Source organism: Bradyrhizobium mercantei (assembly GCF_001982635.1).
In the GTDB taxonomy this organism is placed as follows: Bacteria; Pseudomonadota; Alphaproteobacteria; order Rhizobiales; family Xanthobacteraceae; genus Bradyrhizobium; species Bradyrhizobium mercantei.
In genome coordinates this window covers 619,474-635,349 of sequence record NZ_MKFI01000005.1, presented here as the reverse complement: position 1 = coordinate 635,349, position 15,876 = coordinate 619,474, and the positions used below count along the sequence as shown (strand labels likewise).

The 15,876-nt window shown below is 65.3% G+C and carries 12 protein-coding genes; 4 read left to right on the top strand and 8 right to left on the bottom strand.

Features of this window, described 5'->3' with window-relative positions; translation table 11 throughout:
- The first annotated feature begins 102 nt into the window (after positions 1 to 102).
- Entirely contained in the window at positions 103 to 2,370 is a 2,268-nt protein-coding gene (locus BI327_RS25615; protein ID WP_076864041.1) for a DUF2235 domain-containing protein, read from the top strand.
- 231 nt (positions 2,371 to 2,601) lie between these two features.
- Complete coding sequence (locus tag BI327_RS25610) at positions 2,602 to 4,284, top strand: phospholipase D-like domain-containing protein (RefSeq protein WP_076864040.1); 1,683 nt, start codon at positions 2,602 to 2,604, stop codon at positions 4,282 to 4,284.
- 76 nt (positions 4,285 to 4,360) lie between these two features.
- On the opposite strand, the gene BI327_RS25605 is transcribed toward BI327_RS25610, so the two are convergent.
- Both BI327_RS25605 and BI327_RS25600 read right to left on the bottom strand, forming a co-directional pair.
- A complete protein-coding gene (locus BI327_RS25605; RefSeq protein WP_076864039.1) occupies positions 4,361 to 5,461 on the bottom strand; it encodes an LLM class flavin-dependent oxidoreductase in 1,101 nt (366 codons plus the stop codon).
- A gap of 107 nt (positions 5,462 to 5,568) precedes the next feature.
- Positions 5,569 to 6,207 carry a TetR/AcrR family transcriptional regulator gene (locus BI327_RS25600; protein ID WP_076864038.1) on the bottom strand — a complete coding sequence of 213 codons (639 nt, stop codon included), beginning with the start codon at positions 6,205 to 6,207 and terminating at the stop codon, positions 5,569 to 5,571.
- A 55-nt stretch (positions 6,208 to 6,262) separates the two neighbouring features.
- Between BI327_RS25600 and BI327_RS25595 the strand changes: the two genes are divergently transcribed.
- Positions 6,263 to 7,774: an FAD-dependent monooxygenase gene (locus BI327_RS25595; RefSeq protein WP_210191228.1), complete on the top strand. Its 1,512-nt coding sequence runs from the start codon at positions 6,263 to 6,265 to the stop codon at positions 7,772 to 7,774.
- A gap of 21 nt (positions 7,775 to 7,795) precedes the next feature.
- On the opposite strand, the gene BI327_RS25590 is transcribed toward BI327_RS25595, so the two are convergent.
- The 5 genes from BI327_RS25590 to cobS all read right to left on the bottom strand — a co-directional run bounded on the left by BI327_RS25590 (position 7,796) and on the right by cobS (position 13,628).
- Positions 7,796 to 8,908, bottom strand: a complete 1,113-nt coding sequence (locus tag BI327_RS25590) for an NADH:flavin oxidoreductase/NADH oxidase (RefSeq protein WP_076864036.1) — start codon at positions 8,906 to 8,908, stop codon at positions 7,796 to 7,798.
- A 326-nt stretch (positions 8,909 to 9,234) separates the two neighbouring features.
- Positions 9,235 to 10,317, bottom strand: a complete 1,083-nt coding sequence (locus BI327_RS25580; protein WP_076864034.1) for an esterase-like activity of phytase family protein — start codon at positions 10,315 to 10,317, stop codon at positions 9,235 to 9,237.
- Between the two features lie 3 nt (positions 10,318 to 10,320).
- Positions 10,321 to 12,219, bottom strand: coding sequence for a cobaltochelatase subunit CobT (gene cobT, locus BI327_RS25575; RefSeq protein ID WP_076864033.1), 1,899 nt, complete (start codon positions 12,217 to 12,219; stop codon positions 10,321 to 10,323).
- Positions 12,216 to 12,626, bottom strand: coding sequence for a GNAT family N-acetyltransferase (locus tag BI327_RS25570; RefSeq protein ID WP_076864032.1), 411 nt, complete (start codon positions 12,624 to 12,626; stop codon positions 12,216 to 12,218). Before BI327_RS25570 ends, cobT begins: the two co-directional genes overlap by 4 nt.
- 3 nt (positions 12,627 to 12,629) lie before the next feature.
- Positions 12,630 to 13,628 carry a cobaltochelatase subunit CobS gene (gene cobS / locus BI327_RS25565; protein ID WP_076864031.1) on the bottom strand — a complete coding sequence of 333 codons (999 nt, stop codon included), beginning with the start codon at positions 13,626 to 13,628 and terminating at the stop codon, positions 12,630 to 12,632.
- A 293-nt stretch (positions 13,629 to 13,921) separates the two neighbouring features.
- Between cobS and BI327_RS25560 the strand changes: the two genes are divergently transcribed.
- On the top strand, positions 13,922 to 14,584 hold the full coding sequence (locus BI327_RS25560) for a DedA family protein (RefSeq protein ID WP_076864030.1): 663 nt from the start codon (positions 13,922 to 13,924) through the stop codon (positions 14,582 to 14,584).
- Here BI327_RS25560 and BI327_RS25555 read toward each other — a convergent pair whose 3' ends face one another.
- On the bottom strand, positions 14,585 to 15,808 hold the full coding sequence (locus tag BI327_RS25555) for a citrate/2-methylcitrate synthase (RefSeq protein WP_076864029.1): 1,224 nt from the start codon (positions 15,806 to 15,808) through the stop codon (positions 14,585 to 14,587).
- Between the last annotated feature and the right edge of the window lie 68 nt (positions 15,809 to 15,876).

The following is a 15,876-nucleotide window of genomic DNA, read 5'->3' as shown; positions in this document are numbered from 1 at the left end:
CATCGCGACACGAAGTCGTTAAAGATCGATCCAAGGTAGCAACCGATCTGGCGGCTGCTACGCTGCGCCAGCCGCTTTATCCATGTCAGCGAGCGTCTCTCGATGCCGAGCCCAAAGATCATCATTCTGTCCGATGGCACCGGCAATGCCGCCTCCAGCGTCTGGCGCACCAATGTCTGGCGGATATTCCAGTCGCTCGATTTGCAGGGCAACAGCCAGGCCGCCAAGTATGATGACGGCGTCGGCACGTCGTCTTTCGTCCCGCTTGCGCTGCTCGGCGGTGCGTTCGGCTACGGTCTGAAGCGCAACATCCTCGACGCCTACAAGTTCATCTGCCGAAACTACGATCACGAGAATGATTCGAAGATCTACCTGTTCGGATTCAGCCGTGGCGCATTCACCGTGCGCACGTTGGCCGCGCTCATTCTCGATCAGGGACTGATCGTCGCGGACACTGAATCCGAGCTGCACGATGGCGCGGTGAAGGCCTACCGCGCGTACCGGGCCGCAGGCTACCACTCGATCTGGCGCATCGAGGTGCTGTTCCGCGCGCTGCGCGACTACATCCTCGTGCCGGTGCTGGACCGCCTGACGGGCAACAAGTCCTATGCAAGGATCGCGCGGAAGCCGGTGCCTGCGATCGAGTTCATCGGCATCTGGGACACCGTCGCCGCCTACGGCCTGCCGATCGACGAGATGACGCGCGGCATCTCGAACTGGGTGTGGCCGCTTGAATTGCCGAACCGGATTCTCAGCCCGAAGGTCAGGTGCGCACGGCATGCGCTGGCGCTCGACGACGAGCGCACGACGTTTCATCCGGTGCTCTGGACCGAGCAGGAGCCGGGACAGCCGGCCCCGGCCGTGCCGAACACCATCGATGGCGAGCGCCTCGTCCAGGTGTGGTTCGTCGGCATGCATGCCAATGTCGGCGGCGGCTATCCGGACGATGCGGTCGCGTTCGTGCCACTGGCCTGGCTGGTCGACGAAGCCGTCAAGCGCGGACTGGTGTTCAAGAGCTCGCCGGCGGCCGACCCTGATGCGATCAAGGTGATCAGGTCCTCCGAGGACAAGGATGGCCGGCTCTACGATTCGCGGGCGGGCCTCGGCTCCTACTACCGGTACGGTCCACGCAAGGTCGCCGACCTCTGCAACGATCCCTATGCCGGCGTCAGCGTGCCGACGCCGAAGATCCACGAGAGCGTGTTCGAGCGGATCGATAGCGGCGCCAATGCCTATGCCCCGATCGGGCTGCCGTCGAATTATGTGGTCGTCTCCCGAAACGGGCAGATCACGCCGCTCGGCGAGACGACATTCGAGACGCCGGCGGGGGCGCCGGTGCGCTATGCCGCCCAGGAGAAGCTGTGGAATTTCGTCTGGATGCGGCGGATCGCCTACTTTGCCACGCTGGCGGCATCGCTTCATCTGGCGGCGTTCTGGCTATTCCACAATCAGCACAAGGAGCACGAGTTCAGCTCCTGGATCAGGATGGTTTCGGAGCTGGTGCGCTTCATTCAGTCGTTCCTGCCCGATTCGTTTCATTGGTGGACCGACTGGTATGCCGGCAACCCGGAATGGTTTGCCGGCGGCATCATTGCCGTGTTCGCACTGATGGCCGTGGGCAGTTCGCTCAGCGCCACGATCAGCGACCGGATGCGCATCATCTGGCGTGACCGCGCCAATCCGAAGCCGCTGTCCGGGGTCGTGCACGATGCGATCTATCGATTCCGCACCAGCGCGATCTATCAGTGGATCCTCAATGTCGGGAAACGGCACGTCGTGCCGTTCCTGCTGACGGCCGTGATGGTCTGGTACGGTGCGACGCTGCTCAGCCATTTCGTGTTCAATGCCGAGGATTCGGTGGGCGCCTTCTGCAAGGGGACGGCGGCCGACAAGCTTGTCGCCGTCGACAAGGGCATCCCGCAGGATGCGGCCGATTTCGATACCAGCGCGATCTGCGCGCCGACCGGCCTCAAGGTCCGCACCGGATTCAAGTACGAGATCGCAATCACGATGTCGGAGCCCTGGGAGGATGCCGGACGCGCGGTGACGCCGATCGGATACCGGACCTCGACCATCGAGGCCGCGACGCGCTGGCGCGGATACGCCACGATCTTCCTGCGGCGGGTCCTGTTCCGGCCATGGTTCAGGCTGATCGCGCGGGTCGGCGAAACCGGAGTCGACGAGTATTTCCTCGATCCGCTGCCGACGCCCAACACCGACCCGCAGGTCTACAAGGCGCGGTTCACCGCCGACCGCAGCGGCGAGATCTTCCTCTACGTCAACCAGGCGGTGATCGGCCTGCCCTGGATCACCAAATGGTTCTACGGCGATCACAAGGGCAAGGCGAAGATCACGGTGCGATTGATGTAGGCAGCCCATCCCGCCTCCTCCCGGGACAGCGGCCGGACCGAAGCCCGCCGCGGCATCGATCTGTGATCCAGCCGATAATCCCGGTTGTAAGTTATCTGACATACTCCCGTTGCTAGACGGCCCGCCGGACACCCGGAACGATCCGTCACGACGTCACGGATCGCCTGAGGGGCTGACGCGCCAGCTTCATATCGACCGGATATTTCTCATGAGCGATTCGGAGACATCACGATGATTTCCAGGATTCAAGCATTCCCGACCACCGACGGCATCTTCGTGGTCTGGGAAGTCTCGGCGATGATTCCGAACTGCCTTGGTTTTGCGCTCTATCGCCAGCAGCAGGGCAAGGCCGCCACCGTCGTCGACACCTGGGTCGGCTTCGAGGATCAGGTCCAGGGCCACAAGGCCGGCGATCATCGGCCGAGCACCGAATGGCCGGTGCAGAAGACCAACTGGACCGATTTCCTGGCGCCGACCGACGCGCCGGTCCGCTATGGGGTGGTCCCGGTTCTGATGGACGGCGCCACCAAGGTGAAGCCCGCGGCCAGCGCCCCATCGGAGTGGAGCGACTATGTCTCCGCCACGCCGTCGGGCCCGCTGAAGCCATGGTTCAACCGCGGCACGATCTCGGCGCAATGGCTGTCGCGCGCGATCGGCAGCGCGCCCAAGGCCTCCCAGGCGCTTGAGAAGGCGATCTCGACCAAGGGCAACAAGATCCGCAATTTCCTCATGGGCGAGCTCGGCGCCCGCCTGCTCGCGCTGCTGGCCGATGCCAGGAAGAGCAAGCACGACGTCTATCTCGCGCTGTACGAGCTCAACGATCCCGAACTGATCGCGGCGCTGACCGCCATGAAGGGCAAGGCCCACGTCGTGCTCGGCAACAGCACCGGCAAGTCCGACGCCACCGCAAAGGACACCGAGAACAACGCCGGCGTGCTGAAGAAGGCGGGCGTCGATATCGTCCGCCGCAAGATCGCGCCGAGCCGCTACGCCCACAACAAGTTCGCGGTGTTCTGCGACGGCGCCGACAAGCCCAAGGTGGTCTGGACCGGCAGCACCAACTGGACCCGAACCGGTCTCTGCACCCAGAACAACAATGGGCTGGAGATCACCGACGATAAGATCGCGGCGGCCTATCACGATCACTGGAAGGCGATCTACGCCGACGGCAGCAAGTCGCCCAAGGCGCTGGCCGTGGCCGGCGATCACGAATGGCCGTTCACCATCGGCCAGTCGAACGTCAGCGTCTGGTTCACGCCGACCACCAAGAGCGGTGACCTCAAGGAGGCCACCAAGATGATCGAGGATGCCGAGCATGGCGCGGTGTGCCTGATGCTCAATCCCGGCAACAAGGGCCTGCTCGGCCCGATCCTGGAGAAGGCGCAGGACAAGAAGCTCTATGTGCGCGGGGTGCTCAACAATTTCCCGGCGCAGGGCAAGGACAGTCCGAAGGATCAGCTGCAGTTGCTCGCGGGTGATGGCCAGCAGCAGGTCTTCAAGGGCAAGCAGATCGCCGACGTGATCCGGCCCGCCGGCATCGACAAGACCGCCGACTGGTGGCAGCACGAGATCAAGAACACCGGAAAGTTCATGATCGCCGTGCACAGCAAGGTGATCGTGCTGGATCCGGCCGGCAAGAACCCGGTGGTCATGACCGGCTCGCACAATTTCTCCGACCGTGCCAGCACCAAGAACGACGACAACCTCGTCATCATCAGGGGCGATTCGCAGCTGGCACTGACCTACGCCGCGCGCATCGTCAGCATCTACGGCCAGTATCGCTGGCAGGCCTGGCGCAACACGCCGGAAGGCCAGAAGGACAAGGGCCTGAAGCGCAGCGACAGCTGGCTGAGCAGCCGCATCGGCAAGGGCTGGGCGCAAACCGAAACGCGGTTCTGGCTCGGTACCACCTGACGCCGGTTATCCGTCACGACATAAAAATACGGGGCAGCGTTTCCGCCGCCCCGTATTCTTCCTCACCCTCTTCAACCTACGCAGCGCGGCCGACCGATGCGTCGAGATGCTTCAGCCGCGGCAGCACCTCCTGCTTCAGGAGCCGCAGCGAATTGTGCCAGGCCTCGGGCTTGTGCTTGTAGTCGAAGCCGAACACCAAGAGCACGCCGAAGCCGCCGACCTCCTGATAGATCTTCTCGATCTTCTCGGTGACGGTCGCCGGCGAGCCCACGATCCAGTTGTTGCGGGCGCAATACTCCACCGTGACGTCGCTGTCAGGCACGTCGGGCGAGGCCTTCAGATAATCCTTGAAACCAAAGTGACCGAGCAGCGGCAGGAAATACTCGCCCATCATCCGGCCCATCATGTCGCCGGTGGAGAGCTTCCACGCCTCTTCATCGGTGTCGGCGACGAACACCTCACGCACCATCCGCCAGTCCTTGCGGCTCGGCTTGCGGCCGGTCTTGGCGGCGCCTGCCTCCACCGAGTCCCAGTGACTGCCGACATAAGCGGGGTTGAGGTTGAGGCTCATCGGGATGAAGCCGCGCTCGCCGGCGAGCTTCAAAGTGTCCGAATTCTTCGACAGGCCCGCGACGCCGATCGGCGGGTGCGGCGCTTGCTGCGGCTTGATGTGGGGCTTGAGGAAATCGAACATGGTGTCCGGCTTGCTCACCGTCCAGAACTTGCCCTTGTGGGTCCAAGGACCCGGCTCGGTCCACATCTTCAGGATGATCTCGAGCGCCTCGCGGGTCATGTCGCGGTTTTGCCCGGACATGCCGTCGACGTTGAACATTGCCCAGTCGCTCGGCAGGCCCGAGGCCGCAACGCCGAAGTTCAACCGGCCGTTCGAGATGTGATCGAGCATCGCGACGCGGTTGGCGAGTTCGGCGGGATGATGATACGGCAGCAGGAAGCCGCCGGGCCCGATGCGGATGTTCTTGGTCTGCAGCAGCGCCTGCGCCACCAACAGATCGGGCGACGGATGCGGCTCCCAGGGCGCAGTGTGGTGCTCGCCGATCCAGGCTTCCTGATAGCCGAGCTCGTCGAGCCAGCGCAGCACCTGTAGGTCCCAGTCGTGGCCCTCTTTCAATCCGCACTCCGGCGGATGCGACGGCATCGCGAAGTATCCGAGTTCCATGGGTTTCCTCTCTTTGTTTCGATGCGTATCTTGCGCACGCGCTTCGGAGAGTAACTGCCCTGGCCGCGGCAGAACAATGGCTTTGTCGCCTATGACCCGGCCGGGACTTACGCGTAGGGCGTCCCCTTCAGCATGGCCGCGATGCCGGAAAAGCTTCGCTCCATGATTTGCAGGAACGCCGCGCGGGACGCCGCGCCCGGCCGGCGCGCCTTGTGCTCGCGCAGCCCTTCCGCATAGGCGACGGTCAGCGCCGTGATCACCATCGCGGCCGTGAGCCGGGCATCGGCATCGGCGAGCGGCCGCTTGAGCGCGCCCGCCAGCGCGGTCGCGAGATCTTCGACCAGCTCGTCACGCATCTCGCGCGCCCGCGCCGAGAGCGCCGGGCTCTCGGCGACGGTGCGCCAGAACTTCGCCGTCCCATCGGTGAACTTCGCGAACGGATGCGCGCGATCCGCCAGGCTGTGCACCAGCCTGCGCAGCGTCATCAACGGCGCCTCGCCGGCCGGACGTTCGGCAAAGGCCGCCCGCAGCATCTGGCGGCTTTCCTCTTCACGATCGAAGAACAGGTCTTCCTTGCGCGGAAAGTAATTGAACACCGTCATGCGGGAGACCTCGGCGGCCTCGGCGACTTCGGCCACCGACACATTGTCGAAGCCGCGCGCCAGGAACAGCTCGGTCGCGACATCCGAGATCGCCTGCCGCGTCGCCTCCTTCTTCCGCTCCCGCAATCCACCCTGATTTGACATGGAGAAATTTGTACCATACTAAATATTATACTGAGTACAAGTTTATGGTGACGGCGTGACGCGTGAGCGAACGGATGTGATTGTGGTCGGCGCCGGGCCGACCGGATTGCTGCTGGCGATCGAACTGACCTTGGGCGGCGCCGACGCGGTCGTGATCGAGCGGCTGTCGGAGCCCGACCAGACCATCAAGGCCGGCGCGATCGGCGCACTCGCAGGCGAAGCACTGGAGCGGCGCGGCCTCAGCGAGGCGATGGGTGCGGTCGAACGCAGCATGGCGGACAGCATGTCCAGGCTCATGAAGGGCGCGGACGGCGCGAGCGAACTGCCGTTCAAGAAATTCGGCGGTCATTTCTCCGGCATTTTCCTGATCGACCAGACGCGGCAGCGCGAGCCGGACCGGCGGTTGCGCGGTGTCAACCAGCAAGCCCTGGAAAAAATGCTCGGCGAGCGCGCCCATGCCCTCGGCATCGAGATCAGGCGCGGCTGCGAACTGATCGATTTCGAGGATACCGGGGACTGCGTCATCGTGCGGGCGAAGGCCGCGTCGGGCGATGCCGAGCTGCACTCAGCCTATCTCGTCGGCTGCGACGGCGGACGCAGCACCGTGCGCAAGCGCGCGGGCTTCGACTTCCCCGGCACCGACCCAACCCTCACCGGACACCAGGCCATCGTCGACCTCGATCATCCCGATCGTCTGCTCCCGGTCGGCTGGCGGCGCACACCGGTCGGCATGATGGCGTATGGACCGATTCCCGGCCGGGTGTTCCTCGCCGAATTCGACGGACCGCCGGCCGATCGCAGCGCGCCCGTGACGCGCGAGGAGATCGAGACCACCCTGCGCCGGATCAGCGGCGTCGATATCAGCGTCACCGCGGTGAAGACCGCCACGCGCTTCACCGACAATGCGCGACAGGCCGCTTCCTATCGCAAGGGCCGCGTGCTGCTGGCGGGCGACGCGGCGCATGTGCACTCGCCGTTCGGCGGACAAGGCCTCAATCTCGGCCTGCTCGATGCGGTCAATCTCGGCTGGAAGCTTGCGGCAGTCGTCTGCGACCGCATGCCCGAAAGCCTGCTCGACAGCTACACCGAGGAGCGGCATCCGATCGCGGCAAGGGTGCTCGCCAACACCCGCGCCCAGGTCGCGTTGATGCGGCCTGACGTCATGACCGACGCGTTGCGCGACATCGTCGCTGATCTGATGAGCCTCGACGAGGGCACCCGCTATTTCGGCGAGATGATCAGTGGTCTCAGGATCCGTTACGATCTCGGCAGCGATCATCCCTTGGTCGGCCGGCTCGCCGGCAATGTCGCGCTCGGCGACGGCGACACGAAAACGACCCTGTTCGATCAGATGGAGGACGGCAGGGCCGTGCTCATCGATGCAACGGGCGGCGCTGCGTCAGCGATCGCAGCGCGCTGGGAGATGTTTGTCCGATGCGTGCCGCGACGTGGCGGCCCCTCGCTGCTGATCCGTCCGGATGCCTGCATCGCCTGGGCGGCCGAGGACACCGACACGACGGGACTCGAAGCCGCGCTGACGCGCTGGTTCGGGCCCGCCATGCATTGACCCCAAGGGAGGGACGCGCCGTCAGCGCGCGCCGAACGTGGTCTTGCCGAACAGCGCCTTCTGCGTCGAGGGCTGCGAGCGCCAATATTGCGGCGGCGCGCTTACCTCGCCGCCGAGCTCGGCGGCCGCGTGCCAGCCCCAGCGCGGGTCGTAGAGCATGCCGCGGGCGAGCGCGATCATATCGGCCTTCCCCGATGTGACGATCTCTTCGGCCTGCTTCGCTTCGGTGATCAGGCCGACCGCCATCGTGGTGACGCCGGTCGCCTCCTTGACCGCCTGCGCCGCCGGCACCTGGTAGCCCGGCCCGAGCGGGATCTTCTGCAGCGGCGACACGCCGCCGGAGGAGACGTCCATCCAGTCGACACCGCGCTTCTTCAGCTCCCTGGCAAACTCGATGGTCTGCGCGAGGTCCCAGGCGCCCTCGACCCAGTCGGTCGCCGATACCCGCATGCCGATCGGCTTGTGATCCGGGAATACGGCGCGCACCGCGTCGAACACCTCCAGCGGGAAGCGCATCCGGTTTTCCAGCGAGCCGCCGTAGCGATCGGTGCGCTTGTTGGCGATCGGCGACAGGAACTGGTGCAGCAGATAGCCGTGGGCACCGTGCAGCTCGAGCGCGTCGATGCCGAGCCGCTCGGCGCGCTTCGCCGACGCAACAAAGGCCTCGCGAATGCGCTTCAGGCCGGAATCATCGAGCGCCACCGGCGCGGTCTCGCTTTCCTTGTGCGGCACCGCCGATGGTGCAACCGTCTGCCAGCCGCCCTCGGAAATCGGGATCAGCTGCCCGCCCTCCCAGGGACGCTGGCTCGACGCCTTGCGGCCGGCATGGGCGAGCTGCATCGCGACCGCCGCCTTCGAATGCTTGCGCACCGAGGCCAGGATCGGCTTCAGCGCCGCCTCATTGGCATCGCTGTAAAGGCCGAGACAGCCCGGCGTGATCCGCCCGATATCCTCGACATGGGTGGCCTCGATGCAGAACATCGCGGCACCCGACAGCGCCAGCATGTTGATGTGGGTGAAGTGCCAATCAGTGGCCGAGCCGTCGACGGCCGAATACTGGCACATCGGCGAGACCATGATGCGATTGGAGAGCTTCAGGTCGCGCAGTTCGATCGGGGAAAACAGGGTGCTCATGCGGGGTATCCGGGATCGGGGAAAGGGCCACGATAAGATAGAGACCGCGGCCGCGATCACCAACGGCAGGCACGGCGGACCAGCCCGGATGCAGATCAGCAATGCGGATACGGCGTCCGTTCACCCTCCCCTGGAGGGGTCGAGACGAGCGGAGCTCGCTCTTGGATCGTATCGCATCGCGCGCAGCAAGATGCGATACGGGGTGGGGTGACGGTCCCTCCACTCGATAACTGTCCGTGTTGAGAGATCACCCCACCCCGGCTCACATTCCGCTGCGCTCCATGTGAGCCCGACCCTCCCCCTCCAGGGGAGGGTGAAGAGAAGCCTCACGCCATCAGCGTGAATTGCAGCAGCAGATTGCGCTGGATCAGGGAGAAATTGTCGTCGGAGATCATGGTCAGCACCGTCTCGCCTTCGGCCGTGACATGGGCGTCGATGCCTTCCATGTTGTCGATCTCGTTGCCGAGATCGGCGTTGAAGATCGCAGGGCCATCGACGATGGCGCCGGGTGCGATGTCGGACAGCGCGAGGCGGCGGATACGGATGCCGACGCCGCCGATCCAGGAGAATTTCCGCTCCAGGATCAAGAGATCGCCCGACGGCAACAGCACCCCATCACTGATGTCGAAATTCTCGGTGCGGCGGACGCTGAACTGACCCGTCGTCTTGCCGCCGACCAGGAAGGCAATCAGATTGCCGTTGCCATCGAGCCCGCGCTCGGAGAACGCGATCAGCGTGCCGGCAAGCGGCAAGCCCTTGGGCACGAAGACCAGCGCCTCCAGCCCCTTGTTGTTGGGAAGCTTGCGCGCCGCCGGCGGCAGCGCAATCACCTCGCCGCGCGCGCGGGTAAAGCCCTTGGCGAAATCGTAGCGCAGCACCTGGTTGACCCGCTCGAGCCCGACATAGGCGAACGAGCCGTCGAGCGCGAGCGATTCCGAATCGTACCAGCCGCGGGTCGAGGTGATCGGCCTGCCGTCGGCGCCGAGCAGCGGCGCTGCCTCGACATCGTCGAGCCCGGCCATCTGGCGGCCGCGGTAGACGATGCGGCCGGTGAACCAGCTACCCTGGTCGCTGACCGCGATGAAGCGCTCGCCCCTGGCATCGAGCCGCAGCGCGGAGAGGCCGCCGAAGCCGGAAAACGACGAGGTCAGAATGAGGCCGCTGCGATATTCCAGCGAGCCGAACCGCGTGCGCGCCCGATCGCGAATGTCGAACGACGGCAGCGGCCGTGCGTTGACCTCGATCGAAACCGGCTCATCGACACGGTAAGGGCTCGGCCTGGCGGCCGGTCTCGGCGTCGGCGGCGGTTGGGTCGCGCCCTGCGCCAGCACGAGACGCGGCAACGCGGCGGCCGACAGCCCCGCCGCCATACTTTGCAGCAAATGGCGGCGGCTAAAAGGTGAGCGCATGTCTCACGAGTGGAGGCGGCGACGGGTGCCCTGCGCAGGCGCCGAGCCGTGGGTCTCGCTGAACAGCTCGGCGAGCTTTTCGGTGATGGCGCCGCCGAGCTCTTCGGCATCCACGATGGTGACGGCGCGGCGATAGTAGCGCGTGACGTCATGGCCGATGCCGATCGCGATCAGCTCGACCGGCGAGCGGGTCTCGATCTCGTCGATGATGTGGCGCAGATGCCGCTCGAGATAATTGCCGGGATTGACCGACAGCGTGGAGTCGTCGACCGGCGCGCCGTCGGAGATCATCATCAGGATGCGGCGCTGCTCGGGACGCGCGAGCAGGCGCTTGTGCGCCCAGTCGAGCGCCTCGCCGTCGATGTTCTCCTTCAGGAGGCCCTCGCGCATCATCAGGCCGAGATTCTTCCGCGCCCGACGCCACGGCGCATCCGCCGACTTGTAGATGATGTGCCTGAGATCGTTGAGGCGGCCCGGATTGGCCGGCTTGCCGGCGGCAAGCCAGGACTCGCGCGACTGCCCGCCCTTCCAGGCGCGGGTGGTGAAGCCGAGGATCTCGACCTTGACGCCGCAACGCTCCAGCGTGCGCGCCAGGATGTCGGCGCAGGTGGCCGCGACCGTGATCGGACGGCCGCGCATCGAACCGGAATTGTCGAGCAGCAGCGTCACCACGGTGTCGCGGAAGGTCGCTTCCTTCTCATGCATGAAGGACAGCGGATGATAGGGATCGGTGACGACGCGGGACAGCCGCGCCGGATCGAGGATGCCTTCCTCGAGATCGAAATCCCAGGCGCGGTTCTGCTGCGCCATCAGCCGGCGCTGCAGGCGGTTGGCGAGCCGCGCCACGATGCCCTGCAGATGCGCCAGCTGCTTGTCGAGATAGGAGCGCAGCCGCTCCAGCTCGTCATGATCGCAGAGGTCTTCGGCGGCAATCACCTCGTCGAACTTCGGCGCGAACGCGTGATATTCCGGACCGCGCGGCTCGTTCTGGCCGCGCGAATTCGGCCGCGTCGCCTCGCCCGGCGTCTCGTCGTCGCCGAGCTCGCCGTCGTCGAACGTGTCCGATGTCGAGGCCTGCGCGCTTTCCATCGCGCTTTCGCTCATCTCTTCCGCAGTGGTCTGGGCCTGGTCGGCGCTCATCTCCTGCGCGGCGTCGGAATCGGGCGAACCCTCGGCACCGGACTGATCGCTCTCGCCGTCCTGGTTCTCGTCCTGATCCTCGTCATCGTCGGAATCCATGTTGCGGTCGTCGCCGAGATCGAGCGCCGTCAGCAGATCATGGACGAGGTCGCCGAACCGCGCCTGGTCCTCGGTGAAGCGGCTGAGCTGGTCGAGCCGCGAGCCGATCTTGTCCTCCAGCGTCGGACGCCAGAGATCGACCATCTTCTTGGCGGCCGCGGGCGGCGCCATGCCGGTGAGACGCTCGCGCACCAGCATCGCCAGCGCGTCCGACAGCGGCGCATCGGCGCGATCGGTGATCTCGTCATACTTGCCGCGATGGAAGTGATCGTCGAGCATCGCGGTGAGGTTCTTGGCGACGCCCGACATCCGGCGCGAGCCGATCGCCTCGACGCGCGCCTGCTCGACCGCCTCGAACACGCCGCGCGCCTGCGGATTGCCCGGCATCAGCTTGCGATGCACCTTGGGATCGTGACAGGCGATCTTGAGCGCGATCGAATCGGCGTGGCCGCGCACGATCGCCGCATCGCGCTTGGTCATCTTGCGCGCCGGCTCCGGCAGCCGCGCCTTGCCGGGCGCGAGCCCGGGACGCTCGGCGGCGAAAGAGATCTCAAGCTCCGGCTTCTTGGCGATCGCCTTCAGGCACGCCGACACCGAGCGCTTGAACGGCTCGGTCGGCGCTTCCTTTGATCCGGGACGGAATTTGATGTTGGAGGTTGTCATAGCGATTTCGTAAACCAGTGACGCGTGACGCCGCCGGGATACCCCTCAATCGAACCGAACTCTTTGTATCCATTGGCGCGGTAGAAGCCCGGCGCCTGGAAGCTCATCGTATCCAGATAGGCTCGCGTCGCTCCGAAGCGCCGCGCCTCGTCTTCGATCGCCTTGATCAGCTTGGCGCCAAAGCCCTTGTTGCGAAACTTCTGCTCCATCCAGAACAGCTGGATGAACAACACTGCGGTCCAGACCTCGCCGACGATACCGCCGACGATCTCGTCGCCTTGCCGCAGCGAGATGGCGAAGCGCTTGTACTTCTGCTTCCCCATCTTCCCGTTGTTGTAGCGGAGCAATCCGCCGAGCACCGCCTTCTTCGTCTGTGTGACTGTGCGCTCGACGGAGATTTTCGGCATGGACTAGCTGAGCGCCACGTTGACCGAGGATTCCGGCAGCTCGACGTTGAAGCAGCGCTGGTAGAACTCGGCGACCAGCGGCCGCTCCAGCTCGTCACACTTGTTGAGGAAGGTGACGCGGAACGCGAAGCCGATGTCGTTGAAGATGTCCGAGTTCTCGGCCCAGGTGATCACCGTGCGCGGGCTCATCACCGTCGACAGATCGCCATTGGCGAATGCGTTGCGGGTGAGATCCGCCAGCCGCACCATCTTGTTGACGATGTCGCGGCCTTCCTGCGTGCGGTAGTGGCGCGCCTTGGCCAGCACGATCTCCACTTCCTCGTCGTGGGCGAGGTAGTTCAGCGTGGTGACGATCGACCAGCGGTCCATCTGGCCCTGGTTGATCTGCTGGGTGCCGTGATAGAGGCCCGAGGTGTCGCCGAGGCCGACCGTGTTGGCGGTCGAGAACAGGCGGAACGCCGGATGCGGCTTAATCACCTTGTTCTGGTCGAGCAGCGTCAGGCGGCCGGAGACTTCCAGCACGCGCTGGATCACGAACATCACGTCCGGGCGGCCGGCGTCGTATTCGTCGAACACCAGCGCGATGTTGTGCTGCAATGCCCAAGGCAGGATGCCGTCACGGAATTCGGTGACCTGCTTGCCTTCCTTGACCACAATGGCGTCCTTGCCGACGAGATCGATACGGCTGATGTGGCTGTCGAGGTTGACGCGCACGCAGGGCCAGTTGAGGCGGGCCGCAACCTGCTCGATGTGGGTCGACTTGCCGGTGCCGTGATATCCGGTGACCATCACGCGGCGGTTCTTGGCGAAGCCGGCGAGGATCGCGAGCGTGGTGGCGCGATCGAAGCGATAGTCGCTGTCGACTTCCGGCACATGCGGATCGACTTCGGAATAGGCGGGAACTTCCAGATCGCTATCGATCCCGAAGACCTGCCGAACCGAAACCTTCATGTCGGGCAAGCCGACGGGTTCTTGCTCTTTGGTCTGGACGGCGGTCGTCATTCATCCTCCGAGGTCCCGGGCATTCCCGAAACCAGATTGTAGGTCATTTGGCTACGGATGGGGTGCTTCGCAAAGCCTAGCAGAGAGCAACGGCCGGCAGAAGCCCGCGGGCAAATCAAAGTTCCGTTGGTGTATCATAAAGATAGGGGCGAAACCCGGTTTTTGGAAGGCTGCCCTGCAAATCCCGCCGTACTTTCGCCGCAGCGCCACGGCGGCCGGCCCGGCCGGGCACTTTTCAGCCCGGCGAGGAGTTGTTAGCTCTCAAGGCGATATCACCGCCAGATGGGAATTTTGTGACTTCACTCCTCGACCCATTGATCGCCTTCGTTTCGGCTCACGCCTGGCTCGCTTATCTGACGCTGTTCCTGGCTGCCCTGCTGGAAGCGGTGCCGGTGGTCGGCTCCCTGGTCCCGGGCTCGACCATCATCCTGGCGCTGAGCGCGCTGGTGCCGGGCGGCGAATTGAAGCTGTGGCCGGTGCTGGCCGCCGCGGCCGCCGGCGCGATGCTCGGCGACGGCACCGCCTTCATGATCGGCTACCGCAGCCAGCGCGAGATCCTGTCAGCCTGGCCGCTCTCCAACTATCCGCGCGTGGTGGCGCAGAGCGAGGCCTTCTTCAACCGCTGGGGCGTGCTCGCGGTGTTCTTCGCCCGCTTCGTGCCGCCGATCCGCGCCTTCGTGCCGATCACGGCCGGCGCGCTCGACATGCCGCCGGTCCGCTTCTACGCGGTCAACATCCCCGCCATCCTGCTCTGGGCGCCGGCGCATGTGCTGCCCGGCGTGCTCGCGGTCACCGCGCTGCACGACTATGCCGGCCTGCCGCATCATGAACATGTCGGCAAGCATCTCTGGATGTTCGCGGTCGCGGGCGCCGCCGTGATCCTGGCACTCGCCGTCTGGACCATCCGCCGCCGCCATGGCGGCGGTCTGATCGAGACAGCAAAGCCCACGAAATAGCTAGATACTGTTGGTCGTGCCCGCCCGCCCGGGTGCCGGCCCGACGTAACGTGCGCGAGGCCTGATCAGCTTGCCGAGTTGCAGCTGCTCGCTGGCATGCGCGATCCATCCGACGCTGCGGGCCATCGCGAACAGCGCGAGCTCACTGCCGGCGGGCATCCGCAGCGCATGCACCAGCACCGCCAGCGCGTAATCGATATTGACGAATTCGCCGGTCGCTTCCGCGATCCGCTCCGGCACTTCCCTGGTGAATTTGCGCGGCGCACCGGCTCGCGTCAGGGCCTCGAGCAGCGAGATCGCGCGCGGATCGCCCTTCTTGTAGACGCCGTGGCCGAAGCCGGCGAAGCGCTCGCCGAGCGCGACCCGCTCGCGCACCACGGGCGCGACGTCATTGTCGATCATCGTCCTGACGAGGCGCGAAGCGAGCACGCCGGCGCCGCCATGCATCGGCCCCTTCAGCGCGACGAGCCCCGCGATGACAGCGTCGTACAGATTGAGGCCGGTCGATGCCGCGCAGCGCGCGGTGAAGGTGGACGCATTCAGCTCATGATCGGCGAGCAGCACCAGCGCGCGGCGAATAAGATCCGGCGCGTGCTTGTTATCTGGTGTCCAGACCCGCGCCACCTGCTCATGCAGCGGCGCGGCCGACGGCACCGCGTTGAGCATGGTCGCAACCAATAGCCGCAGGATGCGGCCGCCGACCATGGCGCGGCCGTCGGGCGCGCGGGTGAAGGCGCCGGGATCGGCACTTGCCGCCAGCGCGAACACCGCAACCGTGCGGTCGATCGGCTGGGCACGGCGCGCGGCGTCCGCAATCGCACGCATCTCATCCGAGACGTGCGGGCAATTGTCCGGCGCGAACGGGTCGACGTCGGTGACGTCCCACAGCAGCGTCGCGGTGTGCTCCAGCGTGTCGCGCTCGGCGAGATCGACGCAGTTCACACCGCGATAGATCGGGCCCTGCTCAGTGATGGTTGCAATCGCCGAATCCATCACCGGCAAATCGGCATCGAAATTGCGGAAGCCGCGCGGCTCCGGCGACGGCACCCGGCGCTCCTTCAATCCCCGGATGTCCTCGGCGCGGTAGCGGTGGCTGCGCGAATCCGGCGACGGCTCGGAGCGGATCAGGCCGCGGCTGACATAGGCGTAGAGGGTCGCCGGCGAGATCGCGAGCTCGGCTGCGGCTTCGCGGGCGGAGAGATAAAGCTCGACGGATTTTTTCATATTGATTTATATAATCAAGATTGATCAACTCGTCGAGAGGCCTGACCTTGAAGGGGTGAAGCAAGGAG